This is a genomic window from Membranihabitans marinus (assembly GCF_019802045.1).
In the GTDB taxonomy this organism is placed as follows: domain Bacteria; phylum Bacteroidota; class Bacteroidia; order Chitinophagales; family Saprospiraceae; genus Membranihabitans; species Membranihabitans marinus_A.
In genome coordinates this window covers 143,553-169,734 of the sequence record NZ_JAHVHU010000014.1, presented here as the reverse complement: position 1 = coordinate 169,734, position 26,182 = coordinate 143,553, and the positions used below count along the sequence as shown (strand labels likewise).

19 protein-coding genes are annotated in these 26,182 nt (G+C 44.1%); 9 read left to right on the top strand and 10 right to left on the bottom strand.

Going from position 1 to position 26,182, the window contains the following annotated elements:
• The 5 genes from KUV50_RS15110 to KUV50_RS15090 all read right to left on the bottom strand — a co-directional run.
• The coding region (locus tag KUV50_RS15110) for a BspA family leucine-rich repeat surface protein (protein ID WP_222581014.1) at positions 1 to 4,991 on the bottom strand (4,991 nt) is incomplete at its 3' end.
• 1,090 nt (positions 4,992 to 6,081) lie between these two features.
• Positions 6,082 to 8,127 carry a M13 family metallopeptidase gene (locus KUV50_RS15105; RefSeq protein ID WP_222581013.1) on the bottom strand — a complete coding sequence of 682 codons (2,046 nt, stop codon included), beginning with the start codon at positions 8,125 to 8,127 and terminating at the stop codon, positions 6,082 to 6,084.
• A gap of 132 nt (positions 8,128 to 8,259) precedes the next feature.
• The gene (locus tag KUV50_RS15100) at positions 8,260 to 9,441 is read right to left on the bottom strand and encodes a hypothetical protein (protein ID WP_222581012.1); all 1,182 of its coding nucleotides are present in this window, start codon (positions 9,439 to 9,441) and stop codon (positions 8,260 to 8,262) included.
• Positions 9,404 to 11,509 (bottom strand): peptidylprolyl isomerase, encoded by a 2,106-nt coding sequence (locus KUV50_RS15095; RefSeq protein ID WP_222581011.1) that lies wholly within the window; start codon positions 11,507 to 11,509, stop codon positions 9,404 to 9,406. Before KUV50_RS15095 ends, KUV50_RS15100 begins: the two co-directional genes overlap by 38 nt.
• Positions 11,510 to 11,669: 160 nt before the next feature.
• Positions 11,670 to 12,257, bottom strand: coding sequence for a DUF3109 family protein (locus tag KUV50_RS15090; protein WP_222581010.1), 588 nt, complete (start codon positions 12,255 to 12,257; stop codon positions 11,670 to 11,672).
• A 172-nt stretch (positions 12,258 to 12,429) separates the two neighbouring features.
• Between KUV50_RS15090 and KUV50_RS15085 the strand changes: the two genes are divergently transcribed.
• The 4 genes from KUV50_RS15085 (at position 12,430) to KUV50_RS15070 (ending at position 15,529) form a co-directional block, all read left to right on the top strand.
• On the top strand, positions 12,430 to 13,746 hold the full coding sequence (locus KUV50_RS15085) for a citrate (Si)-synthase, eukaryotic (protein ID WP_222581009.1): 1,317 nt from the start codon (positions 12,430 to 12,432) through the stop codon (positions 13,744 to 13,746).
• Positions 13,743 to 14,138 (top strand): glycine cleavage system protein GcvH, encoded by a 396-nt coding sequence (gcvH, locus tag KUV50_RS15080; protein WP_222581008.1) that lies wholly within the window; start codon positions 13,743 to 13,745, stop codon positions 14,136 to 14,138. The genes KUV50_RS15085 and gcvH overlap by 4 nt, the downstream gene beginning before the upstream one ends.
• An 80-nt stretch (positions 14,139 to 14,218) precedes the next feature.
• Entirely contained in the window at positions 14,219 to 14,599 is a 381-nt protein-coding gene (locus KUV50_RS15075; protein ID WP_222581007.1) for a VanZ family protein, read from the top strand.
• Positions 14,600 to 14,602: 3 nt separating this feature from the next.
• Complete coding sequence (locus KUV50_RS15070; protein WP_222581006.1) at positions 14,603 to 15,529, top strand: energy transducer TonB; 927 nt, start codon at positions 14,603 to 14,605, stop codon at positions 15,527 to 15,529.
• 848 nt (positions 15,530 to 16,377) lie between these two features.
• Here the strand turns inward: KUV50_RS15070 and frr are convergent.
• From frr to serS, 3 genes are all read right to left on the bottom strand, one after another.
• Entirely contained in the window at positions 16,378 to 16,941 is a 564-nt protein-coding gene (gene frr / locus KUV50_RS15065) for a ribosome recycling factor (protein WP_222581005.1), read from the bottom strand.
• 29 nt (positions 16,942 to 16,970) lie between these two features.
• A complete protein-coding gene (locus KUV50_RS15060; protein ID WP_261395298.1) occupies positions 16,971 to 17,675 on the bottom strand; it encodes a zinc metallopeptidase in 705 nt (234 codons plus the stop codon).
• 100 nt (positions 17,676 to 17,775) lie between these two features.
• Positions 17,776 to 19,059: a serine--tRNA ligase gene (gene serS, locus KUV50_RS15055; RefSeq protein ID WP_222581004.1), complete on the bottom strand. Its 1,284-nt coding sequence runs from the start codon at positions 19,057 to 19,059 to the stop codon at positions 17,776 to 17,778.
• Between the two features lie 265 nt (positions 19,060 to 19,324).
• Between serS and rho the strand changes: the two genes are divergently transcribed.
• From rho to KUV50_RS15035, 4 genes are all read left to right on the top strand, one after another.
• On the top strand, positions 19,325 to 21,064 hold the full coding sequence (rho, locus tag KUV50_RS15050) for a transcription termination factor Rho (protein WP_222581003.1): 1,740 nt from the start codon (positions 19,325 to 19,327) through the stop codon (positions 21,062 to 21,064).
• Between the two features lie 108 nt (positions 21,065 to 21,172).
• Positions 21,173 to 21,334, top strand: coding sequence for a 50S ribosomal protein L34 (gene rpmH / locus KUV50_RS15045; protein ID WP_222581002.1), 162 nt, complete (start codon positions 21,173 to 21,175; stop codon positions 21,332 to 21,334).
• A 21-nt stretch (positions 21,335 to 21,355) separates the two neighbouring features.
• Entirely contained in the window at positions 21,356 to 21,769 is a 414-nt protein-coding gene (locus tag KUV50_RS15040) for a ribonuclease P protein component (RefSeq protein ID WP_222581001.1), read from the top strand.
• On the top strand, positions 21,766 to 22,305 hold the full coding sequence (locus KUV50_RS15035) for a hypothetical protein (RefSeq protein ID WP_222581000.1): 540 nt from the start codon (positions 21,766 to 21,768) through the stop codon (positions 22,303 to 22,305). The genes KUV50_RS15040 and KUV50_RS15035 overlap by 4 nt, the downstream gene beginning before the upstream one ends.
• A gap of 67 nt (positions 22,306 to 22,372) precedes the next feature.
• Here the strand turns inward: KUV50_RS15035 and aroQ are convergent, their stop codons facing one another.
• Together aroQ and recQ are read right to left on the bottom strand one after the other, a co-directional pair.
• Positions 22,373 to 22,810, bottom strand: coding sequence for a type II 3-dehydroquinate dehydratase (gene aroQ, locus KUV50_RS15030; protein ID WP_222580999.1), 438 nt, complete (start codon positions 22,808 to 22,810; stop codon positions 22,373 to 22,375).
• A 3-nt stretch (positions 22,811 to 22,813) separates the two neighbouring features.
• Positions 22,814 to 25,030 carry a DNA helicase RecQ gene (gene recQ / locus KUV50_RS15025; protein WP_222580998.1) on the bottom strand — a complete coding sequence of 739 codons (2,217 nt, stop codon included), beginning with the start codon at positions 25,028 to 25,030 and terminating at the stop codon, positions 22,814 to 22,816.
• Between the two features lie 156 nt (positions 25,031 to 25,186).
• Here recQ and KUV50_RS15020 point away from each other — a divergent pair, with 156 nt between their 5' ends.
• On the top strand, positions 25,187 to 26,167 hold the full coding sequence (locus tag KUV50_RS15020) for an SIS domain-containing protein (protein ID WP_261395297.1): 981 nt from the start codon (positions 25,187 to 25,189) through the stop codon (positions 26,165 to 26,167).
• Positions 26,168 to 26,182: the final 15 nt, after the last annotated feature.

The following is a 26,182-nucleotide window of genomic DNA, read 5'->3' as shown; positions in this document are numbered from 1 at the left end:
TGGGCACCGTTGCTGATCGAGAAGTTATAAGCTCCTTCTCCACCGGTGACGGTTGTCAAAGGACTTCCGCTTCCCAATACGGCTTTCATCTCTACTTTCTGTACAGCTTCTCCACGCTCGGTGGCAATGGTACCTTGTACCAGACTCACGTCGGTCGTATCACCAGTACCGGTGGTTACATCGCATTCCGGATCAATCGTAGCGATCACTTCCTGCGTATAAGAAAATTCCCGGTTCGAAGAAGTGTGGTGTGCACACCAATCGATCATGGTCCATTCGATCACATATTTCTTCATATCCGTGCCGGCGACATCAAATTCTTTCACATTGGATCCTGAGGCAAAAGAGTTGCACAGTTTACCTTCCAGGTGGGATTTCAAAGTTAAGGCACCAATGGTGTCAGGCAGGTAAGATTGACTCAAACCTTCCGGCAAGCAGATCGGCTCATTTTTGGTTCCTACGTTCGCAGGAAGATCAAACATGCTCGCACGCATTCCACAGGCAGACTGTACATTGATCACCTGCTCTACCACCCATTGTGGTTCTTCGCCACAATCACTGACTACAAAAAACCGGCGTGTCAAAGTTCCCTGTCCACATTCATCCAGATCCACCCAGATATCCTGGGTATAACTTCCGGAACAATTAATCGCCACAACCCCATTCTCTTCAGTTAGCGTGGTGGTGTCCAGGAAGGTCGTATTGTGAATGATGGTTTCCCATCCAATGGTTCCGTCGTGGTTATCAATCGCTACTTTTTCTATTTCAGATTTCTCTTCACAAGCTATGTTCCAGTAATCAAAATTCACAATACTATCTGGTAACAAGTTTCCGTCAATATCTGTAGGACGGTTTTGATTGTCTACCCAAGTCAGGATGTAACTGCCAAAAGCATCATTGATTTCGTCAAAGGCACCTGCTGTATCAATCACGCTTCCATTCTCGCCGAAAGCTGCAGCAGCTTCTACCACATCTTTATAGAAAATATTGTAAGACTCACACGTAATATCTAAATCGGGCAATCGTCTAACGACTCTGGCATTGCCGTCATCTTCTACGTTCATCACGCTTCGGCCAATTCCCCAGTTGCAGCAATAATCCAATACCAATAGTTCAACCGGAACCGATTCACAAGCATCCTCGCATTTGAACGGGACAGATTTACCCCATCCACCGCCCATCAGGGCCAGTTCATTTCCATATCCGGGCTGTCCAGACAAATTATCGAAGATGGCTTCCAGGTCATTGATGTCAAGTGGATTGCCGTGATCATCGACCTCCGAACAATTCTCTGCAATATACTCTGCAATAGCATAAATCCAGGCATGAACCACTTTTTCTCCACACAACTCTTCATCTTCCCACAACCACTGAATCTGGTGGAAGTAATATTTTTCTACCTCCCCGTCATCCAAGAAGGTTTTGAGGTCATTGACGTTGTACAATGCATTGAAATATGTTTCGCCAACCCGTTCACCTGCCACTGCTCCGGCGGCATGCTCCCGCGCAACCCCTAAGTCATCCAGCAGGTCCACCCAGTTATCATAAGGTGCATTTGGCCCCAGGTCTGCGCATAAATCGACACATGCTGTATCTGCCCACCAATCGGTGCGTCGGCCCAACCGAAGATCGATTTCACAATTATCCCAGCTTCCTTCATCCCAGTTTTCGGCTGGTACCCAGGCGATCTTATTGGTTAGCGTGACATTCAAATTCCGATTGACTACGACCGTCGGTGGTACATCATCAGTAATATGAATAAACTTCGACCACTCACTTTGGTTCCAGCAATTATCCGCAGCTTCATAACGAACTTCAGTTAATTCACCATCACAACCACTAAAAGGCACCTCGATGGGATCCGTGGTATGCGCGTAGGTATATACATAACAAGTATCACCATTCGCTAATATTTGAGTTTCCACCGCGGTTTGTTCCAGCGCAACGGCCCGGGTACCTCCAGCTACTTCAACCATCGCTTTCACAGAATGAATACCGCTGCAATTATCAATAACCTTCACAGAAGGCACATACACAGCAACCGAACAATCATGCGTTCCAACGCGATACACCGTGGGATTACACGCTTCCCATCTTTGAGCTGTTTCATATTGTTCACCGCTTCGAATAGCTTCCATGATCTCTTCCTGATCCCAGGGACCGATTAGATTACAATCATCATTTTCAAATCCATTGATTATTTCATCAAATATATCACCTAGGTTAAATATCGGATAACAGAAATCAAAAATGGGTCCAATGGTATCGATCAATGTCTGCCATTGACTGAGGTGAATTTTTACTGATTTGTCTGTGCATTCATAATCAACGACCGCATCATCCGGGTTATCATCTGCGCTGATAAGCTCGCATGGAATAGGTGCTGTTCCAATTCCACCCTCCGCACACCAATTTGGGGTCTCTGCCCAACACGTCTGAGTAATCCATGAATCTACACCTCTGGTTTGCGGGCAACTGCCCGTCCAGCCAGTCAATGGATCCTGTTTGATCGTGATTCCACAGTGAACCCCCGTTGGCAGACAGATAATTTGACACCCGTTGTTCGACTCCTCGTCTTGACCATCCCCGGGGAAGGTAATTCCCTCCTCAATGGTCAACGCAGGTACCCGAACTTTAATGCAATCTAAATCTTTTGCTGACTCCACATCGCAATAGGAAATACAGCCATCACTGCCATAGATGGAAGGCCATCCTCCAGAGAACCAGAACGGATTGTTGCCATGGCCATTATAGAACCATTCCTGGGTCACCTGCACAAAGCTTCCACCATCGGACATCACCCAATCTCCATCTTGTAGCAATAAGTAGGGATAAAAACCAAACAAGCCCATTTCGGTGTCCATTAAATATGGATTTTCTTCTTGTTCGATCAACAGCTGAAGAAATCCATAGGTCTTTTGCTCGTCGGTCATACTTGCAATCAAATCATCGATATAATCACCGGTGACAATATCGCCTATAGTCACTTCTTCACCATTTGATTTTCGTAAAATCACACAGTTCAGGTATTCATAAAATACCTCCTCACCCTGGAGAATGGCATTTAACAAGCCCAAAGCAATCACACTTACAGGTATTTCATAAGTCACGCCCCGAAGCTTCGCATAAGGTCTTTCATAATCATGCAGACCGACAGGTTGTTTCCAGGCAATGTATCGCTTGAGTGATTCGCCGGTATTTGGTGTCGCTTCCAGGCTACAGTAGTATTCTTCTTCTGATGCAGCTATAAAAGCATCAGGCGTCAACTTCGGCAACCGGAACACCACGATGGTGTCTGTCAATGTACTGAGGTTGCCATCTTTATCATAAGATTCCCACGTTCTGAAGATGACTTCCGCGGTATCATTGACTTCGTCGCATGGAATTGTCATGACCCAGTCCGGTTGAACTTTAGGCACAGACGCCTGTCCTCCGCAAGGGGTTGTGGTAGTTGGTACATGTGCTGAGGGATCGGGAATCTGCCCACAATATACATTGATTTTACCATCTGCCGCATCATCACCCAACCAAGGCTTTTGATTCCCAAATGCGGAAGTCAGCCCGACACCGGGCGCTCCATTGAGGTTGATATAGCCCAGATCGCAGGTTCCGGCTCCGTTGGTCACGGAAAATTGGAGCGTTTTCCCAAGATATGCGCACACATCCCACTCCAGCACATCTTCGAGTGCCGTAAAAGTGAATGGGAATCCGGGAAGGACACCGCCCCATTGATTGTACACGGTGACCGTGGGACTCGATTCTATATCATCAATATTTGTAATAAAGTCCGTGGCCGTTACCATCGCCTCCCCTTTTTCATTAATGGCCGGTGAAAAGTTGGAGCAATTCGGAGCAGCCCCGACATCTTCATTGGAGCCTGCCGGAAAGCAGCTTCCCAATACATCGCCATTGATAGACCATCCGTAGGTATTGATTAATTCATCGCGTGCTGACCACCAAGAGCAATACATCAAATTATCTGCGCCCAGGCTCATATTCAACGGCGTATTGGGCAAAGCAGCCCATCCAGCCAGGGTTGCGTGATAATTCCCCATAGACATGCCGCAATCATCCAACATTTGATTCATATCGCCGCTACTGTTTAGACCAGAAATATCCCAATTGCCCAGGTTTTGATTAAATTCGTAGGCATTCTCAAACATTTCATCCATGTCGGTGACATTGGAAACATCCCATCCACCGATATCCTGATTGAACACATAAGCGTCCTTAAACATATCGCCCATATCGGTCACATTGGACACATCCCATCCTCCAATGTCCTGATTGAACGAGCGTGCATCTTCAAACATGCACTTCATATCAACGGCACTGGAGACATCCCAGTTTCCAATATCCTGATTAAAAAGAAAGGCATCTTCAAATACATCATCCATTTCGGTGACATTGGAAACATCCCAGTTGCTGATATCTGAATTAAATACTCGCGCTCCATCAAACATACCTCTCATATTGGTTATATTGGACATATCCCAATGGCCTATTTCGCCGCAAAACATATACGCATCATCAAACATTCGGCTCACGTCTGTTACATTGGACAAGTCGGGTGCATCCGTGCCTACGGTGGTCAGATTTTCGGCACCGTCGAAGGCGTTTTGAAAGCTTTCCCATTGGATATCCCCCCATTGTTCTACGGTCAGCAATTTTTCCTCGTCCCCATCATCGTTAAAGTAAATGGCCGGAAACAGTCCTCTAATCCGGATCGTGTAGACCCCCGGTGTACCGTAATCGTGCGTGATATCTCCCGTAACAAACTGATCATCATAGACTCCGTCATTGTCCCAGTCCACCTCGTACAAATATGTATAGGAGTTATTGGTGGGAATGGTAAACGACGAAGGATTGGAAGTACCCGGATTATCCGTTTTCACGGTAATGATGAAAGGCTCACCCTGAGCAGTCAGGGTCGTCGCATGGATTCCGAAAAGGAACATCAGGCAGGCCAGAATAGAGATTCGGTTGTTCATTTGGACAGGTCTTTAGGTTTCAGAGCTTTCCTAATGATCTACCAAACAGAAGATTTAATCCATAAAAGCAAGTGGTACGAAGATTTTAAAAATGGCACTATTTCCAGCACAATCCATTTTTCACACTCCCACCTGATTCCATAAGATCAACACATAAGCGTAGATATAGTAAAGCTCACTACAATAAATATTTAATTTCGTTGGTCACGTATTCGAGTTCTCATTTGGGCACCACAATGGTTTACTCCCAGATACAAGAACTCCTTATTTCGAAGTAAATTTAATATTTATTATTTATTAACAAGGTGTAAACTTTAAATTATTTTGGCAAAAAAACACACCTTGCTAATTATCTGTTGATAACACCTACTATAATTTTCTAATACAAATGAAATTAAACAATAATTTGCATCGACCGCCATGTTTAGCACGCTATAAATTATCCAACATCAACACAAATTAACACAAAAACAGACTACATATAATGCCATCCAAATCTGAGCAAGCATTTACAAATTAAACTTATAATCTCGCCAGCGATACACTTATCCCGAACAATTAAAATGAAGCGCAGTTTCAAAAAAAGTGAAGGAAACACCTTTAAAAACTGGATGCATCCGGCAAGTAGTCTAACCCGCTATATTCACCACGTCAAACTATTATGATGCATAATTTCCAGTAAATCAGTTGCTTAATTCCCAAAATTGGGCATATTACATAGCTCAAATTTGGGTGACGTTTGACTTTTGATTCATACATCTGCTGCGTCATTAACTCCTTGAAATAGAATACTATTCCGGCAGCTATAAGATTATAGATTTTTAAGTGCAATGAATGCGTATCCGCCCGAAACAGGGATGTTTCGGTTCCTTCATCAGAGGTAGATTGGCTACCTCTGGTCTCGGACGAGCCGAGATTATATTAACTCATATCTGCACCTGTCTAACTGCCATTAAAACAATAATCAACGCCAGGTAGGTAAATCAAAAGCCATGAATTGCGGGCTAACGCCCCTTTCACTTCCGGTCCTCCCATCATTTTAAATTAAGATCAAAATATTTCCCGCGCCGGGACCGAGTACTCAAAAGATCTACCATATCTTAATCCGACGCTCAGCAGGTATGTACAGTTTATCACCTTCCTGAATATTAAAAGCTTCATAAAACTCGTCCATATTCGCGATGGGGCCTACGGCACGATACATCCCCGGAGAATGCGGGTCTGTTTTGATTTGTTTACGAAGGGCCTCCTCCCGATACTTGGTTCGCCATATGGTGGCCCAGTTTATAAAAAATCGCTGCGGTTGCGTGAACCCATCTATACGTCCCACGTCCTTATTCTCTAGTGCCATCATTAGCGCTTCATACGCCACATTCACGCCACCCAGGTCACCGATGTTCTCCCCGAGCGTAAATTGGCCGTTCACCGCCAGATCATCAAACGGCTTGTACTCATCGTATTGGGCTGCCAGCTTTCCCGTCAAAGCATCAAAAGCTTCTTTATCTCGGGACGTCCACCAATTTTTAAGATTCCCTTCTGCATCAAACCGAGAACCCTGATCATCAAATCCATGTGATATCTCATGCCCGATCACTGCTCCTATTCCCCCGTAATTGACAGCGGGATCGGCTTCAAAATCAAAAAACGGAGGCTGCAAAATGGCTGCGGGGAATACAATCTCATTATAACTTGGGTTGTAATAGGCATTCACCACCTGTGGCGCCATAAACCACTCGGATTTATCCACTTCCTGCCCGATTTTACGAACGTCTTCTTCCCAATTCCATGCGATGATGCGTTGCATATTATCAGCATAGGAACCACCCGCATCGATGGAAACCAGACTCAGTTCAGAATAATCCTTCCATTGATCGGGATAACCAATTTTCACCGTAAAAGTCGCTAGTTTTTCCAGTGCTTTCTGCTTCGTAGTATCGGTCATCCAATTCAGATTTCGGATCCGTTGTCCAAAAGCTTTTTTTACATTATCAACGAGGCGGAGGGCCTCAGCTTTGGCCTCCGGGGGAAAGTATTCATCCACATAAAGCTGTCCGATAGCTTCACCGATGGCACTATTGGCGGTGTTCAGGACGCGCTCCCAACGCGGTTTTTTGACATCGGTCCCTTCCAACACTTTCCCGTAGAACGAAAACAATAAATCTTCGGTATTCGTATCCAAATAGTTCCCATAGGTCCGGTAAACTGTCCAAGCCAAATAAGCTTTATGCGTTGTGATATCGGCAGCATTGAGGACTTTATCCAAACCGGTCATATAATCGGGCTGGGTCACGATAAGCGTATCTACCTGATCGATGTCTTGGGCTTCTAAAAATTGATCCAACTTGATGAAATTCATTTGATCATCGACCGAATGGACAGACATCGGATTGTTTAATAGCTCGGTATTTCGTCGCTGCACTTTGGTCAACTGAATCTCAGCCATCGATTTTTCCAATTGAAATACCTCCTTCGCGACTGATTCAGCGTCCGGTGAAACTTCTAACCGATCAAAGACCTGCTCCAATAAAGACCTATATTCTTTTTGAATATTACGGGTCACAGAATCTGAATTCAGATAATAATCTCGCTCGGGTAAACCAAGCGCACCGGGAAAAACAAAAAGACTATTGGTATCCGATACATCAAACCCTGAGCGCACCGCCAAATTAAAGTAAGGGCTCCCATTTATCTTAAAATGCGTACTTAAAAAGCTGGAAACATTTTCCAGTGTTTTAATCGACTTGATCTCCGTCAACAGGGGCAGGATCGGATCCAGCTTCATCGCATCCAGCGCGGCCGTATCCATGGCTACTCCATAGAACAGAGCAGCTTTCCCTTGGTCTGTGTCGGCGTCCGGTTCACCATTCATTACAGCAGATTCCAGAACAGCTAAGGTATTCTTACTCGTCGCGATCCGCAGTTCATCAAAACTCCCCCACCGGCCGCGGTCAGCGGGAATGTCCACAGAATCCAACCAGCGTCCATTCACAAATCGATAAAAATCAGTCCGGGGTGAGACGGTTGTGTCCATCAGTGCAGTATTCACACCATGATGGTCTGAAGCTTCCCTTTCAGGTGCGGTCATACACCCCGTAATCACCAGGCATATAAAAAGAGTTTTAAGTATAAAATTCATAATCAATAAATTTGATCAATGTTGGTTCGATTGTACGACAAATCTACCCCCAAAAAGTTTAACCATAACCGAGGCCACACCCTTGCATCAAGGGATTTTAATTATATTCTGGTTGATAACAGTCAAGGTAATTCAGAATCCCCTTTGTCTCCGATCTTTTTCAAACAACCGAAAGGCAAGGGAAACCTGATGACTGCCGCTGTCAAAATACAGCTTTTGCCAGGTATAATCAATTCTGAATAACTTAATCTTAACCCCAAATCCCAGTGCTACACCTTCAAGTGACCGAATACCAGGAATGCCAAGTTGAAGGTTTCTCCAGTGATCATACGAAAACCGCAACCATACTTTTTCTGGTGCGCCAAACGCAAATTCTCCGCCCACCACCATGTGACGCAAAACTTCCGAGACAAATTCATTCATTCGGGAGGGTTCCACATCCGGTTCACTAATGTTTTGATTGGTGTTTTGAAACGGGTTCTGATAGGTGAGCTTATTCCACAAGTTCAGTTTTTGCATTTGGAGATGCAGGGTAAACGGGAGGTAGTTAAGTTCTTTGCGCCAATAAACCGATAAATCAAGTGGCAATCCATGTCGTTCTATGTCAAATGGAATCAATTCATACCCAAGATTCTTCAGGGTAATTCCATAACTGCTCCTTTGATCAGCTTGAAATACGGCCCCCATATGAAATTGAAGTACGTGGGAATTATAAAAGTCAATGGTTCGCCAATCATAGTACATCGATGCACCCAGGAAAAATCGATCACCGAGCCGACGCCGGGTACCAATCCCGAGTTCTGTCACAGCGGCCTGGAATGTCCCGATCCGGTTCCCTTCCACATCATACCTGATATTCTCACCAAAAGAAGTTCGTGTAAGACCAACAGCTATCGGCCATACAGAATCCCGGGAAACTAAACCAGTCAGGGCAACGGATCGAATACCATCTACAAAAAAAGAGGAATGAAGCGCCACATTGGACCAAGAGCCTGGAGCAATCCCAGCCGGATTTACAGTCCAAACTGAGAAATCTCTGTTGACTTCGGCTCCGTTGCTTTCACTCAACCCGATGCTGCGTGCACCTGCTCCAGATCTCAAAGCGGTAAAACCATCAAACGGGTTGTGCTGCGCAGAAACAATGTTCCACGACAACAACCCAAAAAATCCGATCAACCCAATCATTCTATACCACATAAAAAAGACTGTTCCTGGTGTAAGAACAGTCCAATTTAAGTCTTTAATATAAAATGCGATCTCTTTTTCTGAAAGATCGTTAATAGAATTCGGACCGATTATCGGTAATCTCTGCATTTTTTTTCAGGGATGATATCAGTGCGCCGGTTACTTGCTGAGCCATTTGACTGACAGAATTCTGTCGAACAGAAGTATAATCTGCCGTACTGACTTCCTGCCGGCTAAAAGGGCGTGCAACGAAAACACCGGTATTTCCCACGACAGCCGGCGTCAGATTGTCATTCTGTGTGTTTTTCACGGCAGCTACCAAAGCTGGTTCTTCACCAACTCCTTCGACCACATCATTGAAAAACGAAACGCCAAAAGCCGTGTCTACTTGCACACCGTATTCATTCGCTATTGACTTCAGATCACTCTGATTGATACTTTCAGCTATCTGCTGCCCTTTAAGCTGATCCATGACAACTTGCTCTACATTCAGTCGGACGGTTTCCACATCCGGATACCCTTTTGGGTGGGTCTGATCCAATCCAACGATTACATACCGATCGTTGTAAAACAATTGTGGATTTTGGTAAATGTATACGACAGAAGATAAATCGCCGTCGGAAGTATTGTTTTCAAATGCCCACCGAATAATGTCTCTACTCACACTCCCGCCACCAAAGTTGGCGAACATAAAAGCATTTTCAGTAACTGGTTCTGCTTTTTGCAACCGAAACTCCGGTTTATCTGATATTTCCTGAGCCAGATCTTCCAAGGTCCGTGCTGATGATAGGAAGCTTTGAGCGAGATTGTACAATGAGTCCTGGGTCTCTTGGCTGGGTACATAATTCTCACTAATGGTCGCCAGCTGAACACCTTCTTTATTATTGATGTATTTTCGATCTTCCACTTCCACGAGATGAACACCAAACTGGGTGGCGATGGTATAAAGTTCGCCTTCTTCCGCTTCATAAAAGATCAAGTCATTAAACGGCTTCACCATTTGTCCCTGCGCAGCATAGCCCAATTGACCTCCCTGAGGTGCAGAGGGGCCTTGACTATGAGCACGAGCCAGGGAGTCAAAAGAAATCTCACCGGATTCAATAATTGATTTCAGGCTGTCTGCCTTTTGGAACCCTTCGATCATTTGTTGCTGATTTTGCGCAGTCAACAATATATGTCTGGCTTTCACCGAATCCGGAATAACCTTCCGGTTAATAATTTTTGATACTGAAAGTCTTCCATTCTCCGGGTAAGGGCCCACTATCGAACCGACGGGCTTTGAAAAGACCGAGTCTGCAATGACAGCTGGGACACTTTCTCTGAATTGATAGGCCGTCTGAAAAGACCCTTCATGGCTCTGGATAAAAGTCGTATCGTTCGGCGTCGCAGCAAATTCTTTTTTGAGCTCCTGAACACGTTTTTCTACATTCGCCGAGTCTTTGGAGGTAGGTTCCACATCGATAACCATGTATTCCAGTGTCTTTGTTTCTTCTTCCTGGTAAAACTCGGCCTTGTGGTTTTTCATATAGTCCTTGATCTGTTGATCGGAGACCTGTATATCTGCGGACTCTGCTTTATTGAAAGGGATCTTGACAAAGGCAATATTAGCCGTGGTATTTTGATCTGACATCAGCCGGTTTACCATCCAGGAAGGGGTATAGAACGCTTTAGCGACGAGGTTTTGAACCTTAGCCTGTTTGCGATCCGTAATGATTTCTTTTTCCTGCCAGGACCAGAACTGTCTTGTTTCAGGCGGCATGGTACCACTTTGAATTTGCTGACGAATATTGTTAAGCTGCTGATAGTCTACTGCACCGGTTTGAGGATTAACAAATCGCTGTTGAATTACCGGGCTAAGATTACTCCCGAATTCAAGCGCCAGCAACTCTTCTTTACCTACGGAAATACCATTGGCTTCAGCTTCTGCATCAAAAAGCGATTTATTCAGATAATAATTCCACAAAAAATTTCGTCGTGAATACATATCAGACCCACCACCTGCATACACCGCTTCTTCGTGCGCCATAAATTCACGATAATCCACTTCCTGACCATTCACTTCACCAATGGACATATTGCCCATGCTCATTTGACTGCTCTGCCCGACCATATCCATGACCAAAAATGCAGCCAAAGCCACCCCAATCATGACAAAAAGCAACCAACTATTTTTTCGAATTGTACCTATTAAGGCCATAATCTATTTCTTGTTTTCTTCACTGTCATTCATATTCCTTAGAAGCCCCTCCGCTTAAAATCAGAGCGCCTTCTGAACCACAAACGACCTGTTGTTGTTTAAAAGATTCGCAAAAATAAAAAAATTAGCAATTTCCCTCCTATAAAAGCAAAAATAAGTTTTACTCCACTGTTGATTCATGATGAATCCGGGCTGCATCCAATGCATCGTAGAACTCTTCACCATAAGCTCTTATCAAAGCATTTTTCAGAAAATGAATCACCGGAAGACCCAGTGCATTCCCTTTGACGGTGGCGGGTTGACATATTTTCCATCGGTCAAAATTAAGCGCTGTAAATCCCGTCTCCGGATTACGCATCACGCGTATCGGATACAGTTCACAACTCAATGGTTTTTTAAATTCTACAATTCCCGCCTCATACTGTTTTTCTATACCACATGAAGCCATCCCGTTTTCATCAAATACCGTAAATACACAGGCACCATCGGGCCGAAGTGTAGTTCCATGGTCATTCATACCCGGAAAATAGGTGTCGACGCCAAGCTCTTGAATAGTTTGCCGGCCGACCTTATCCAACACCGGCAACACGTCCTTGTAAATCTCACGGAGGGTATCCCGTTCCTCAGGTTCGAGTGGAGCGCCAAAGTCACCCTGAACACAACAAGCACCTTTGCAGGCACCCAAGTCGCAACAAAATTTCTCTTCGAGCAACTCATCACTCACCAGAATATCATTTATTAGAAACATGATAATACTATAATTGTAAATCGCTAATTAATATTGTATCTTCGCCTTGCTTAAGATGCTATTTCTGAGCGGCATGTTAGTCCGAGCGTTTTTAGCCTGCCAATAAAGACAGCGCGTCCAGAACGTTCGTAAAGCAATATTATTTTTTAAGATATAAAATCATACTATCCTGATGAAGGAATTGAAATCATTATTTCAAGAAAAAACACAACACGTACAAAAGGATCTCAAAGATATACTAAAAAATCATGGTGACCTCCAGGTGGACACCGTGGTTTTACGTCAAGTCATAGGTGGGATGCGAGGAATCAAAAGCATGTTTTCTGAAACCTCGCTTTTAGACCCCATAGACGGGATTAAGTTCAGGGGATACAGCATTCCCGAACTGCGGGACAGCCTTCCCAAATCCAGCCGGGGTGATGAACCTCTGCCGGAAGGCTTGTTCTGGCTCATGCTTACAGGAGAAGTGCCAAGTCAATCCCAAGTCGAAGGACTGGCAGACGACTGGGAAAAGCGAAGCCAGGTTCCCGAACACACGTATCGAATGATTGATTCACTTCCGTTGGACACGCATCCGATGACCCAGTTTAGTATGGCTATTGCTTCCATGCAAACAGAAAGCGTTTTTGCAAAAAAATACGCAGAAGGAATCTCAAAAATGAAATATTGGGATCCGATGTATGAAGATGTGATGAACCTCATCGCCCGCTTACCTCACATTGCTGCCTATATATATCGTCGGGTTTATCATGACAATAAACAGATAAAGGCAGACGAATCTCTCGACTGGGCAGCTAATTTTGCGCACATGCTTGGCAACAATGATGAAGAGTTCCAGGATCTGATGCGCCTGTACTTAACCATCCATGCCGATCATGAAGGCGGTAACGCCAGTGCTCACACAACTCACCTGGTGGGATCTACCCTGAGCGATGCGTACTATTCATTGTCAGCAGGGATGAATGCGCTTGCAGGACCTCTTCATGGGTTAGCCAATCAGGAAGTAATTAAGTTTATTTTCGCCATGTTGGATGAAATCGGCACTAAAACCCCTACGGACGAACAGGTATCTAAATTTATCCACAAAACACTCGATGAAGGCCGGGTTATTCCCGGCTATGGTCATGCTGTATTGCGGCAGCCTGATCCCCGATTCACCGCACAAAAGAAATTCTCTGAAAAACACCTGAAAGAAGATGACCTCATCCAGGTGGTGTGGCAATTATTTCGATTGGTGCCGGACATTTTGGATGGACTGGGCAAAGTAAAGAACCCTTGGCCCAATGTTGATGCGCACTCTGGTGCGATATTGGTACATTATGGCATTAAGGAATACACCTTCTATACGGTACTGTTTGGCGTCTCCAGGGCATTGGGCGTATTATCCAATCTATGCTGGGCTCGTGCTCTTGGACTACCCTTGGAAAGACCGAAGTCGGTTAACCTGGAATGGATTAAGAATTACATCACTGAAAATACCAATTCATGAACACACCACAAGACTTGAAGTACACCCAAGAGCACGAATGGATAAAAAAAATGGACGAGGAAGATGTCGTCCTGGTAGGAATCACCGATTTTGCTCAATCAGAGTTGGGAGATATCGTGTATGTAGAAGTTGACACCGTCGGTGATGAATTGAAAAAAGATGAGATATTCGGTACGGTAGAAGCCGTAAAAACGACATCCGATCTTTATATGCCTTTGGATGGGGAGGTGCTGGAATTTAATTCCGCCATTGATGAAGACGAAGACGATGACCCGGCCCTTATCAATGAATCACCGTATGACCAAGGATGGATTATCAAAATTCGGATGACATCCCCGGAACAGTTTGATGAGTTATTGGATGCCGCCGCCTACACCGCATTGATTTCCTGACCAGAATCGACAGGATTTATAAAAAATTCCATTCTTCATACACCAAATCAAGCACCAGAGACATCTAAATAAGTAACCGAGTGAATAAAGTGAGATCACCACATGGAGGAAAGATTTGGAAGTGGATCTGGATTCTATGGCTTGTTTTAGTCTGCTTGCTGTCTTTGATGCCAACGGGTTCATCATTAAACCACAATGTTTTCAAATGGCCTCATCTGGATAAAGTCGCGCATATGATTATGTATGCGGTGATGAGTTTTACAATGATGAAGTTTTTGATCCACAGGGGTGCTACTCAGTCGGTTATATACGTTTTGATTTTCTGTATCGCTTGGGGCATTGGTATTGAATTGCTTCAAAGTACAAAAATTATAAACCGAGATTTTGAAATTGCTGATATTATTGCTAATATTATTGGCACATTCATAGGAATAGGAATAACCAAGTTTTTAAAATTTTAAATCATGTTAGATAACATTAATATTAGTGGCAACACGCTGGTCTGGTCGATAGCCGGGATCTTTGTGCTTGTGATTGCATTGATTTTTATCGTGCGATCCATCATGAGACGGAAAAAGACCGATGAACTGACTGGCAAGTACCAGGATCACAAATGGACCAGTCCGCTGGAAGCGCGTGCCAAATATCCCGATGTTGATGTATTCAGGATGTCTCTGCCGTTGCTACTCCTAGGTGGGGTTATTGCACTGGCCATTACATGGCTAAGCTTTAACTATACCCAGGACGATGCATCGATATACATTCCGGATAACGCACTGGACATTCCGGACGACATTGAGATAGAACCACCGCGTACCTCTGAACCACCGCCACCACCACCGCCGCCACCACCGCCGGTGATCGAAGAAGTACCAGAGGAATTAATCGAGGAAGATGATGAGATCGAATTTGTGGATCAATCTGTCGAAGAAGAAACCATCGTCGAAGCGCCTGTGGTAGAAGAAGCGCCACCGCCGCCACCGCCACCACCACCGCCACCACCAGCGCCCAAGGAGGAGGAAATTTTCCGGGTGGTCGAACAAATGCCTCGTTTCCCGGGATGTGAAGACATGTCTGGAACCCGAGAAGAAAAAAAGGCGTGTGCGGATAAGAAAATGCTTGAATTCCTTTACGGAAATATTAAATATCCGGCCATAGCCCGTGAAAACGGTATTGAAGGGAACGTTGTCGTCAGCTTTGTAGTAGAAAAAGACGGTACGATTACTGACCCCAAAGTAATCCGTGATCCAGGCGCAGGATTGGGTGATGAAGCTGTGCGGGTAGTTGACATGATGGGTAAATTACCTCAAAAATGGACGCCTGGTCAACAAAGAGGGAACCCGGTACGGGTTCAATTTATCTTACCAGTAAAATTTGAACTGAAAAACTAAATATAGATTTTCGCATAATTCAAAAGGCAGTTGTAGCGCTACAACTGCCTTTTTTTATTTCCTTACCCCAGGTAAAACTTCAATCATCGTGGTTCCATATCGCAGAGTAGAACACCAGAGACCAACTAGTGTTGCGTTTCATAAATTTTTATAATTAAAATGTAACGAACAAAATTATGCGATTCAGAACCTAATCCGACCTCTCTGAGGTCGTTAGTTTGAGTGCAAATAATATAAGCTAACCTAATTAGATCGCTCTGAGGTCTTTAACCTGCAAGGATTCTGACCCAGTCAGGGTCAGATTAGGTTAGATGTGAGTTAGAAAATCGATTACGACCCAGTCAGGGTCGGATTAGATTGAACTCTGAGTCATTTTAAGATATATGAGGTGTTATTCTTATGAAACGGAGCACTAGTGCTATGATTCAAAAGTTTTTATGGTTAATTCGATGGCGCTCCCAGATTGCACCACTCCGTTCTGCACTCACGGATCGCCAAAAATAGCCTGCGATTCGTGAGCATGGAGAGAATCGGAGTGATCTGGAAGCGCGGAATAATTAAATATATAAAATTGCGAAACATTGCCTTAGAGCGAAAGGAACTAAATATGTCCCCCTACTTGCTGGCTCGGAGACGCCGATTAAGCGCACCTTCCCAAGAACTTGTCGATCCCTGGCTAGTGATTTCATACAACGACCGACCACAACGCAGATACATTAGAACAGGTGATGATCAGAACTTCCAGTATGATACTTTTGCAAAATGACCCATTATTCCAATGGGAAGCCTCGAAGCCATTCATCCCCCGTATTTACGAGGGGGTAAATGCCAACAGATATATATCGTGATCAGATGGTCAAGATATCCTTTTCTTTGGCTGCAATCGTATCATCAATGGTTGTATAATAAGATTTGACCAGGTCATCAATCTGACCTTCCAGACGTTTACCGGCATCTTCAGGATAACCATTTTTGATTTCCTTTTTGATGGCATCCATCGCGTCTTTTCGAACATTTCGAATGCTGACTTTTGAATCTTCACCCAAACCTTTGGCTTGTTTGACGAGATCCTTCCGACGTTCTTCCGTCAACGGTGGAACCGGGATCCGGATAAATTCTCCGTCGTTCATGGGATTGTACCCCAGATTAGCTTCAATAATTGCTCGTTCTATATCATTCATTACTTTCTTATCCCATGGTTGAATAGACAGCGTTCTGGCATCAGCCACAGCAATATTGGCTACTTGATTGATCGGCGTCGGTACGCCATAGTAGTTGACCATAACGCCTTCGATCATCCCGGGATTTGCTTTTCCGGTCCGCACCTTCATCAGTTCAGATTGAAGATGATTGACGGTGTCATTCATTTTGCTATCCGTCTGTTTGACTAAGTTTTCCATTGTTATTGCCATAACTGTTTTCTATATATTTTTTAAAATGTTTAATCTCTGCTTCCCATGAACTGCATTGCCAAATACAAGAGCATGACCAATGAAGAAAGTGCCGCTGCTACATACGTCATGGCGGCCCACTTGAGCGCATCTTTCGCTTTATCATGCTCGAGTCCGCTTAAGACCTTATTTTGGTCCAACCAGAGCAGGGCACGTCTGCTGGCGTCAAATTCCACCGGTAAGGTTATGAGTGAAAATAACGTAGTTACCGCAAAGGCTAATATAGTAATTATTAGCAAAGTTCCGCCCAGACCGCTTGCGCCCATACCAAAGCCGCCGAGTGCAAACAATAAGAGGTATTGTTGCATACCCGATGCCACTTTTACGACCGGGACGATAGCGGATCGAAATTTCAATGCACTGTATGCTGTAGCGTGCTGTACAGCGTGGCCGCATTCATGCGCTGCAACAGCAGCTGACATGACACTTTGCCCCTGAAAAACTTCCGGGCTCAGATTGACCGTTTTATTGGCTGGATTGTAATGATCACTGAGAAAACCATTGGCCGGTACCACATTGACATCGTTGATGCCATAGTAATGCAGCATGGTCTCTGCAACCTCTTTCCCGGTCATACCCTGTGCGATCGGTTGCTTACTATACTCATTGAACTTTGACTTTAAACGGCTGCTTACCCACCAGCCTATGAGGGTAAATATTCCAGCTATAATCATATATCCCATATATCCTGACATAGTTAATCGTTTTTTGTTATTAGTTATTCATTATCAGGGAGTGCAGGGTGGTGCCTATTCTTGGCATAGATCTAATTAACCCCATACCCCATAAACCTTATTAACCTTTCTTTATACAGTCAAAACCTGTATATGTTTTTAAAATATCGGGAATTTCAATTCCATCCGCTGTTTGATATTTCTCCAGCAAAGCAGCCACGATGCGAGGCAGTGCCAAAACACTTCCGTTGAGTGTATGCAATAATCTGGTTTTTCCATTCTCATCTCTATAGCGCAATTTCAACCTATTGCTTTGATAGGTCTCAAAATTTGACACAGAACTGACTTCTAACCATCTTTTTTGAGCCACTGAATAGACTTCAAAATCATAGGTCAAGGCTGCGGTAAAACCAAGATCTCCACCACACAAACGCAAAATGCGGTAAGGTAGTTCCAACTCTTCCAGTATAGAACGGGTGTGATTAACCATCCAGTCCAGCATATCGTATGACGTGTGTGGATGAGCGATCACTACCATCTCAACTTTATCAAATTGGTGCACCCGGTTCAATCCTTTGACGTCAGCACCATAGCTACCCGCCTCCCTCCGAAAACATGGTGAGTAAGCCGTCAGACGTTTCGGAAGTTGGTCTAAACCCAGGATATCACCCCGAAACATATTGGTCACAGGCACCTCTGAGGTGGGGATAAGATAAAGATCATCTTTTTCCACGTAATACATTTGTCCATCTTTATCCGGTAATTGGCCCGTGCCCATCGCAGAATCTGCATTCACCATAAATGGAGGAATCACTTCCATACACCCGGCATCCACGGCTCTGTCCAGGAAATACTGAATGAGTGCACGTTGTAGACGGGCGCCCTGCCCTTTGTAGACTGGGAATCCCGACCCGGTCACTTTGGCCCCCATAGCCAGATCGACCAAATCATACTCTTCCATCAATTCCCAGTGTGGTCTCAAATCCTGCGAATCTGTATCCGGGATTGTTCCATGGGTATCGACCACCTCATTAGCGGTTTCATCCTGCCCTGCTGGTACGGACTCATGTGGAATATTCGGCAGGGACAGCAATGCCTTTTCGAGGGTTTCCATCGTAGTATCCATCGAAGCTTCCAGACGAGTAATCTCAGTTTTGTATTCCCCCACCTGGGTTTTGAGCAAATTGGCTTCGGAGCCCCGTCCCGATTTGTACAGATTACCGATCTCGCGAGATTTTTCGTTCACCTGATGCAACAATTCGTCTTTTTGGGTTTGCAGATCCTTTCGTCGGTCATCCAAAGCAACGATCTGATCTATCTGATCGGAAGCATCAGTAATCCCCCTTTTCAGCAATCCCCGGACTGCCAAATCCTTATCTTGTCGTAAAATGTGTACCTCAACCATAATTTTTCAGGGTTCTTTTAAAATTTTCTGTAAAGATATAGTCCTCTTTAAAAAAAAGGCTGTATTTTTGTGACAAGATTATAAAATTTAATCTTTGAGCTGATTTACTCCTTATAAATTTCGGGAAGTCATTTGACAGTAATTTATCGTTGAGCATCTTCCCAGTTTCCATAACAACCATATATCGGACTCAATTAAATTCTTAACCTAGTAAGTAACTTTACTTTTATCACTATTACCCTTTCAAATAAAGAAGTACTATCATATGTATGACATTTTGCAATTAAATGACATGCTGGTTCCTGAATTAAAGGACCTGGCAGAAAAATTGGGATTACAAAAATACAAGCGCCTGAATAAACAGGATCTTATCTACAAAATTTTGGATGCACAAGCTGTCCAGTCTGACACCAGTAAAACCCAAAGTAGCACCCCGTCCAGCCCTAAAAACGGGAAAGAACAAAAAAGTGCTAAACAACAACGAGGCCGATCGTCGTCCAACGAGAACAAGAGTTCCGATTCCAATGGGCGAAAAACTCAAAATACTACGTCCAATCGGTCCGGAAATGAAAAAAACAATCGGAATACAGAAGACAACCGGGATACCAAAAATGCACAAAAATCGCAGGGTAAATCCGGAAAAGACAACCAGCGGCACGATCGTTCTAAGAATCAACAGGCCAAAGATTCGAAACCTTCCGGTGACCACCGGTCATCAAGAGACTCCAAGTCTTCAAACGACCAACGATCGTCGAAGGACTCGAAACAAAATAACGATAACAAAGCGAACCAATCGGATAAAAACCGAAATAAAAGCAATCAAGACCAGCAAAACAAACCGAATAAACAGTCTCAGAAAAAGGAAGACAAGTTTGACGTCGACCTGGATGGAGTGATTGACGGAATGGGTGTACTGGAAATGATGCCCGATGGATATGGATTTTTAAGGTCTTCGGATTTTAACTATATATCATCACCGGATGATGTGTATGTATCCCCCTCGCAGATCAAATTGTTCGGACTGCGAACTGGTGATACGATAGAAGGAAGTATTCGTCCGCCGAAAGATGGAGAAAAATACTTTGCGCTGCTGAAGGTGACTAAAATTAATGGACTGGATCCGCGTTTGGTCCGGGAGCGTGTATCTTTTGATTACCTCACACCGCTATTCCCTACGGAGAAATTTGAGTTAGTATCTTCACCGACCGGTCGCGATATCGGCAATCGAATGATCGATTTATTTGCACCCATCGGTAAAGGTCAGCGTGGATTGATAGTCGCACAACCCAAATCAGGTAAAACATTCCTGCTTAAGGATGTAGCAAATGCAATAGCGGATAATAACCCGGAATGCTATATGATCGTGTTACTCGTGGATGAACGTCCGGAGGAGGTGACCGATATGAAGCGAAGTGTAAAGGCCGAGGTGATCGCATCGACGTTCGACGAACCCGCAGAAAATCACGTAAAGGTTGCAGGGATCGTATTGGAAAAAGCCAAACGGCTGGTAGAATCTGGCCATGATGTGGTCATTCTTCTCGACTCCATTACTCGTCTAGCCCGGGCTTACAACACGGTGGCTCCAGCCAGCGGAAAGGTACTGTCTGGTGGGGTGGAAGCCAACGCATTGCATAAACCCAAAAAATTCTTTGGTGCAGCACGAAACATTGAAAATGGCGGTTCATTGACCATCCTTGCGACTGCATTGATCGACACAGGTTCTAAAATGGACGGTGTGATTTTTGAAGAATTTAAAGGAACTGGTAATATGGAGCTTCAGCTTGACCGCAGCTTGGCCAACAAGCGACTGTGGCCAGCCATCGATCTGACGCGCTCTGGCACACGTCGTGAAGAGTTGCTATTGGATAAAGAAACATTGCAGAAAATGTTTATTCTCCGCAACTACCTTGCCGACATGAAACCAGATGAAGCCATGGAACATATCCGCAAATTTATGCTCAATACAAAAACCAATGAAGAATTCCTTCTGTCAATGAATGGATAACTTGGTTATTAAATTTTGTATCTTAATCATAAAGTCCTACATTTGTGCTCCCTTTTGGAAAAGAGGCAGATGCTTAGAACAATATCATAAATCACAATAGATTGAATCATGAAAAGGACATTTCAGCCATCCCGGAGAAAACGTAAGAACAAACACGGATTCCGTGCCCGAATGAGCACGAAGAACGGGCGTAAGGTGATCAACCGGCGGCGACGCAAAGGACGGGCAAAGTTGTCTGTCTCCAGTGAATTCCGATTGAAGAAAGCATAGATAGCATTTAGCTATGTAAGAATGAATTTCCGTTTTCGACCCCATGAAAAACTAAAAGATCCCATATCGATTAGTTATGTGTTTGAAAACGGAAATAAATTCCATTATTACCCCATACTTTTCTTAAGTACACCGCTCCCACCAGCACCGTCTCAAGTTCTTGCTAACTTACCGCAGGGTACCCTCAGTCCCGTTCGGATTGCTTTCAGCGTCCCAAAACGGCGAATACGAAAAGCAGTTCACCGCAACCGTATCAAACGGATGATGCGAGAAGCTTACCGTCTGCAAAAGCATCGAATAGCTCCATCTATTGAGCATGCAAATCCGTCTTCTTTGGGGGTTATTGCCATTTATATCGGGAAGGAGAACCCGGAATATTCCATTATCTTTAAGGCCATGAATTGTTTTATTGATACTTTGGAAGCACATCCATGAAAAAACTATATCTTGTTATTTTTGGCATTTGGGCCTTCGTATTCACGGATCAGACCACCGCTCAGATATTTCTTCAAATGGAAAAAATCGGCTCAACCCGATCTTATAAGTTTCCGCTCGGCCAGGAAATCACTTTCAAGCTCAAGGGAAGAGATTATTTCGTCACCGAAAAAATCACCGGATTCAAACCAGACGAACAGTTAATTATTACGGAATCAGAATTGTTTTTTGCGCACCAGATCCAGGAACTTCAACCCGCCGATTTCTATCATCGCAGAGGCCGGTTTTTTATTTACCCACTCTACGCCTTGGGCGGCTCTGCCACCGCTGCCGGTGTGGTTGGTACCATCTATGAACGAAAATTGCGTCCGGGATTGCTCCTTCCGGGGCCTGTTATCTTTGGTGTGGCGTGGTTACTAAACCAATGGATTGACCGGCCTTACAAAACAAACAAATACCGGTTTCGGGTAGTGGATTTACGCATGACCGTACCCGGTGAACAAATAGAAGAGTCCAAAGAATGGATCAGTCCTTAGCAAACAACACAACTCCTATGTAAGCCACAACATGTCCAGGCCCCGAATTTTTAGCGTAAAAACAACACTATTCAGGATCTACTGACAATACGAAATCAACAGCATATTCGTATCCATCTAAGCCCATTCCGATAATAATACCATCACATACTGGACTGAGATAAGAATGATGTCGGAAAGATTCCCGTCGATGCACATTGCTGATGTGAACTTCGACTTTCGGAATTTTTAAATTGGCTAAAGCATCCCGGATGGCGACGGACGTGTGGGTATAAGCTCCGGCATTGATAACCAAACCATCCGCTTCAGACGAATTTTCCTGTATAAAATCGATAATCCCTCCTTCCGAATTGGACTGATAGTACGTTACCCGGGCATAGTCCTGAATTTTTGATTCGAGGTTATGAAGGAAGGTACCAAAAGAGACATCCCCGTAGATCTCAGGTTCTCTGGTTCCCAAAAGATTCAAATTCGGACCGTTGATGATCAGTATATTCTTTTTCATGAATTAATTAGCGAGTTCTGATAAAAATTTGAGTCGAACCAATCGGATTTCAGTGTGCGTAATATCATCGTCCGAGAGCTCATCATAAGCATCACTCAAGGAATCTGTTTCGGCGTCCATAAAATAATCAAAAATGTCTTCCACGACATATTCGTCGACACTGTTTTCAAGATAATAATCGATATTGAGCTTAGTGCCCGAATACACAATCATTTCGAGTTCTTCAATCAATTCATCCAGACTCATCCGGTTATTGCCCGCAATATCTTCCAGATCCATCTGCTTATCAATACCCTGAATAATAGAGACCTTTGCTTTGGATTTATTAGCCACCGTCTTAATCACCATTTCCTGCGGTCGTTCGATTTCATATTCCTCCACATAATCCTGAATGAGTTCAATAAATGGTTTTGCAAAGCGCTTGGCTTTTCCAATACTCACCCCCGACACGTTGGCCATATCATCCATGGACATGGGATATAGTGTCGCCATATCCTCCAAAGAGCTATCTTGGAAAATTACATATTTGGGGATATCCTTTCGTTGTGCTTCATCATCTCGAAGTGCAAGCAGCTGTTCGTGCAATATTTTATCCAGCGCCCCGGCTCCCTGATTCCCCCGGTGTTCCATCTCTTCTTCCTCCATGGATTCATAACTCCTGTTGATTCCCAATTTCACGGTCTCCGGCGTCTGGATAAAGTCCCGCCCCTTTTCAGTTAGCTTAAGCACTCCATACGTTTCTATATCTTTCCGTAAATATCCTTTCAATATTCCCTGCCGGAATATCGTATTCCAAAAATCAACGCCTTTTTCTTTGCCCGACCCAAACCACTTGTGTTCGTCCAGCAAATAGCTTTTCAAGGTTTCATTCTCTTCTCCCATAAGGAAAGTCACCAGCATTTTGGAGGTATAGTTTTCTTTCAATGACTCTATGACATCAAGACCGCGTTGCATTGATTGTGTAACATCAATTTTTTCCACCGGATAGCGGCAGTTGTCGCACATTGAATTGCACTTATCAACGTGATAGGTCTCTCCAAAATAATTCAACAAGAAAGCCCGACGACATTCTGCGGTTTCTGCATAATCCATGACTTCTTCCAGGAAAACCATGCCCATTTCCCGTTCAGCCACCGGCTTATCCCGCAGAAACTTCTCCAACTTCAATATATCCTTGGGCTCATAAAAGGCAATACAACGACCCTCCATGCCGTCCCGACCAGCACGACCTGTTTCTTGGTAATAATTCTCGATGCTTTTGGGCATGTCATAGTGGATTACAAAACGTACATCCGGTTTATCAATCCCCATTCCAAAGGCAATCGTAGCACAGATAATCTTGAGATCTTCCTTGAGAAAAGCATCCTGAGTCTGGGCTCGCGTATTCGCATCCAGGCCGGCATGATAAGGTGCTGCACTGATTCCGTTCATCGTGAGCGTATCGGCCAGTATTTGGGTCGTTTTTCGATTTTGTACATATATGATCCCGGACGGCTCCCCCATTTCTTTGATAATCTGAATGATTTCACGCATCGTTTCCTGTTTTTTCAACTTGGGTCTGATGTCGTAATACAGATTCGTCCGGTTAAAGGAAGAAATAAACTTATTATAATCACTCAGATTGAGGTTTCGAACTATATCACTCTGGACTTTGGGCGTAGCCGTTGCGGTCAGAGCAACGATAGGTATATTGTCTCCAATGGTGTCCACCATGGTTTTGATCTTCCGGTATTCCGGTCGGAAATCATGTCCCCACTCGGAAATACAGTGTGCTTCGTCTACTGCAACGAGTGAGACATCTATTTCCTTGAAAAAGTTCAGATATTCTTCCTTGGTGAGGGTTTCCGGGGCGACATACAATATTTTGGTCTCTCCATCCCGTATATCCTGCAATACCTGTCTGATCTGAGATTTATTCAATGAAGAGTTCAAGAAATGAGCTATATTGTCATTTGCGCTGTAACCCCGAATCAGATCTACCTGGTTCTTCATCAAAGCGATAAGAGGAGAAATTACAATAGCTGTACCATCCAAAATCAGCGCAGGTAGTTGATAGCACAGAGATTTACCACCGCCTGTAGGCATTATGACAAATGTATCTTTCCCTCCTACTATACTTTGTATTATTTCTTCCTGCCTTCCTTTGAACTGGTCGAAACCAAAATATTCTTTTAAGGCTGAATGCAATACTTTATTGCTCGGTACTGTTAATGAATCCATTTGTGATATATTCCCGTTTTTTTAGATCATTTGAGAACAATATGCTAAGTTACTCACTTCACTTTAGAAGAGGTACTCATTCTCTCAAAACTTCGCGATCTTCGTTGTAATGATTCAAAATAAGAAATTTTTCGTATAATCAAGTCATACATGACCATGAATAACATTTGTGATATACAATCCATCGCTCACCAGGCACTGGAACTGGAAATGCAAACGATCGCACACCTGATTCCAACCCTCAACGACGAATTTACCAATATTGTTCATTTGATCGGTCGCAACACTGGCAAAGTAGTAGTCACCGGGGTGGGAAAAAGCGCCATCATCGGTCAAAAAATTGTTGCGACGCTTAATTCTACCGGAACCACAGCCTGTTTTCTGCATGCGGCCGACGCCATCCATGGTGATCTGGGCATTATCGAAGAAAACGACATTGTCCTTTGTCTGTCAAAAAGCGGACAAACCCCAGAAATTAAAATTATTTTAAATATTATCAAAGCCTTCGGCAACAAGATCATTGGCATGTCTGCTGTAAAAAACTCCCACCTCCATACGAACTCTGACTTTTTTATCTGGACTCCCATTGACCGGGAAGCAGATCAACACAATCTGGCACCAACATGCAGTACGATCGCTCAACTTGCTATGGGCGATGCACTGGCCATATCGGTCTCCCAATTAAAAGGCTTTCAGGAAAAGGACTTTGCCAAGTATCACCCGGGTGGCATGCTTGGAAAATCACTCCACATGGAGGTTGCCCACCTGATTCATCTTCATGAAAAACCGGCTGTGCAGCCCCATGAAAGTATTGATCAGGTGATCCTGGAAATGACCGCCAAACGACTGGGAGCCACCGCAGTTATTGATCATGAAGATCACATTGCAGGAATCATAACCGATGGCGATTTAAGACGTATGCTCTTGGATCAGCCATTCCAGACCACCACAACCGCCAAAGATATTATGACAACCGACCCGATTACGATCGCTATAAACAGCAGAGCCGTCGCCGCCATTGAAAAAATGCAAAAACACAGCATTACACAATTGATCGTGACCAATAAAAACCGGTATGCCGGCATGATTCATCTGCATGATTTACTCAACGAAGGTTTTCAAATTCCTCCACCTTAACTACTAACCCTTAAC

What these genes read in the sequence shown, in the direction of transcription:
- KUV50_RS15105 (WP_222581013.1), bottom strand. Translation starts at nt 8,127, where the DNA reads ATGAATTTTATACTTAAAACTCTTTTTATATGCCTGGTGATTACGGGG.
- KUV50_RS15100 (WP_222581012.1), bottom strand. Translation starts at nt 9,441, where the DNA reads ATGCAGAGATTACCGATAATCGGTCCGAATTCTATTAACGATCTTTCA.
- KUV50_RS15095 (WP_222581011.1), bottom strand. Translation starts at nt 11,509, where the DNA reads ATGGCCTTAATAGGTACAATTCGAAAAAATAGTTGGTTGCTTTTTGTC.
- KUV50_RS15090 (WP_222581010.1), bottom strand. Translation starts at nt 12,257, where the DNA reads ATGTTTCTAATAAATGATATTCTGGTGAGTGATGAGTTGCTCGAAGAG.
- KUV50_RS15085 (WP_222581009.1), top strand. Translation starts at nt 12,430, where the DNA reads ATGAAGGAATTGAAATCATTATTTCAAGAAAAAACACAACACGTACAA.
- gcvH (WP_222581008.1), top strand. Translation starts at nt 13,743, where the DNA reads ATGAACACACCACAAGACTTGAAGTACACCCAAGAGCACGAATGGATA.
- KUV50_RS15070 (WP_222581006.1), top strand. Translation starts at nt 14,603, where the DNA reads ATGTTAGATAACATTAATATTAGTGGCAACACGCTGGTCTGGTCGATA.
- frr (WP_222581005.1), bottom strand. Translation starts at nt 16,941, where the DNA reads ATGGCAATAACAATGGAAAACTTAGTCAAACAGACGGATAGCAAAATG.
- KUV50_RS15060 (WP_261395298.1), bottom strand. Translation starts at nt 17,675, where the DNA reads ATGTCAGGATATATGGGATATATGATTATAGCTGGAATATTTACCCTC.
- serS (WP_222581004.1), bottom strand. Translation starts at nt 19,059, where the DNA reads ATGGTTGAGGTACACATTTTACGACAAGATAAGGATTTGGCAGTCCGG.
- rho (WP_222581003.1), top strand. Translation starts at nt 19,325, where the DNA reads ATGTATGACATTTTGCAATTAAATGACATGCTGGTTCCTGAATTAAAG.
- rpmH (WP_222581002.1), top strand. Translation starts at nt 21,173, where the DNA reads ATGAAAAGGACATTTCAGCCATCCCGGAGAAAACGTAAGAACAAACAC.
- KUV50_RS15040 (WP_222581001.1), top strand. Translation starts at nt 21,356, where the DNA reads ATGAATTTCCGTTTTCGACCCCATGAAAAACTAAAAGATCCCATATCG.
- KUV50_RS15035 (WP_222581000.1), top strand. Translation starts at nt 21,766, where the DNA reads ATGAAAAAACTATATCTTGTTATTTTTGGCATTTGGGCCTTCGTATTC.
- aroQ (WP_222580999.1), bottom strand. Translation starts at nt 22,810, where the DNA reads ATGAAAAAGAATATACTGATCATCAACGGTCCGAATTTGAATCTTTTG.
- recQ (WP_222580998.1), bottom strand. Translation starts at nt 25,030, where the DNA reads ATGGATTCATTAACAGTACCGAGCAATAAAGTATTGCATTCAGCCTTA.
- KUV50_RS15020 (WP_261395297.1), top strand. Translation starts at nt 25,187, where the DNA reads ATGAATAACATTTGTGATATACAATCCATCGCTCACCAGGCACTGGAA.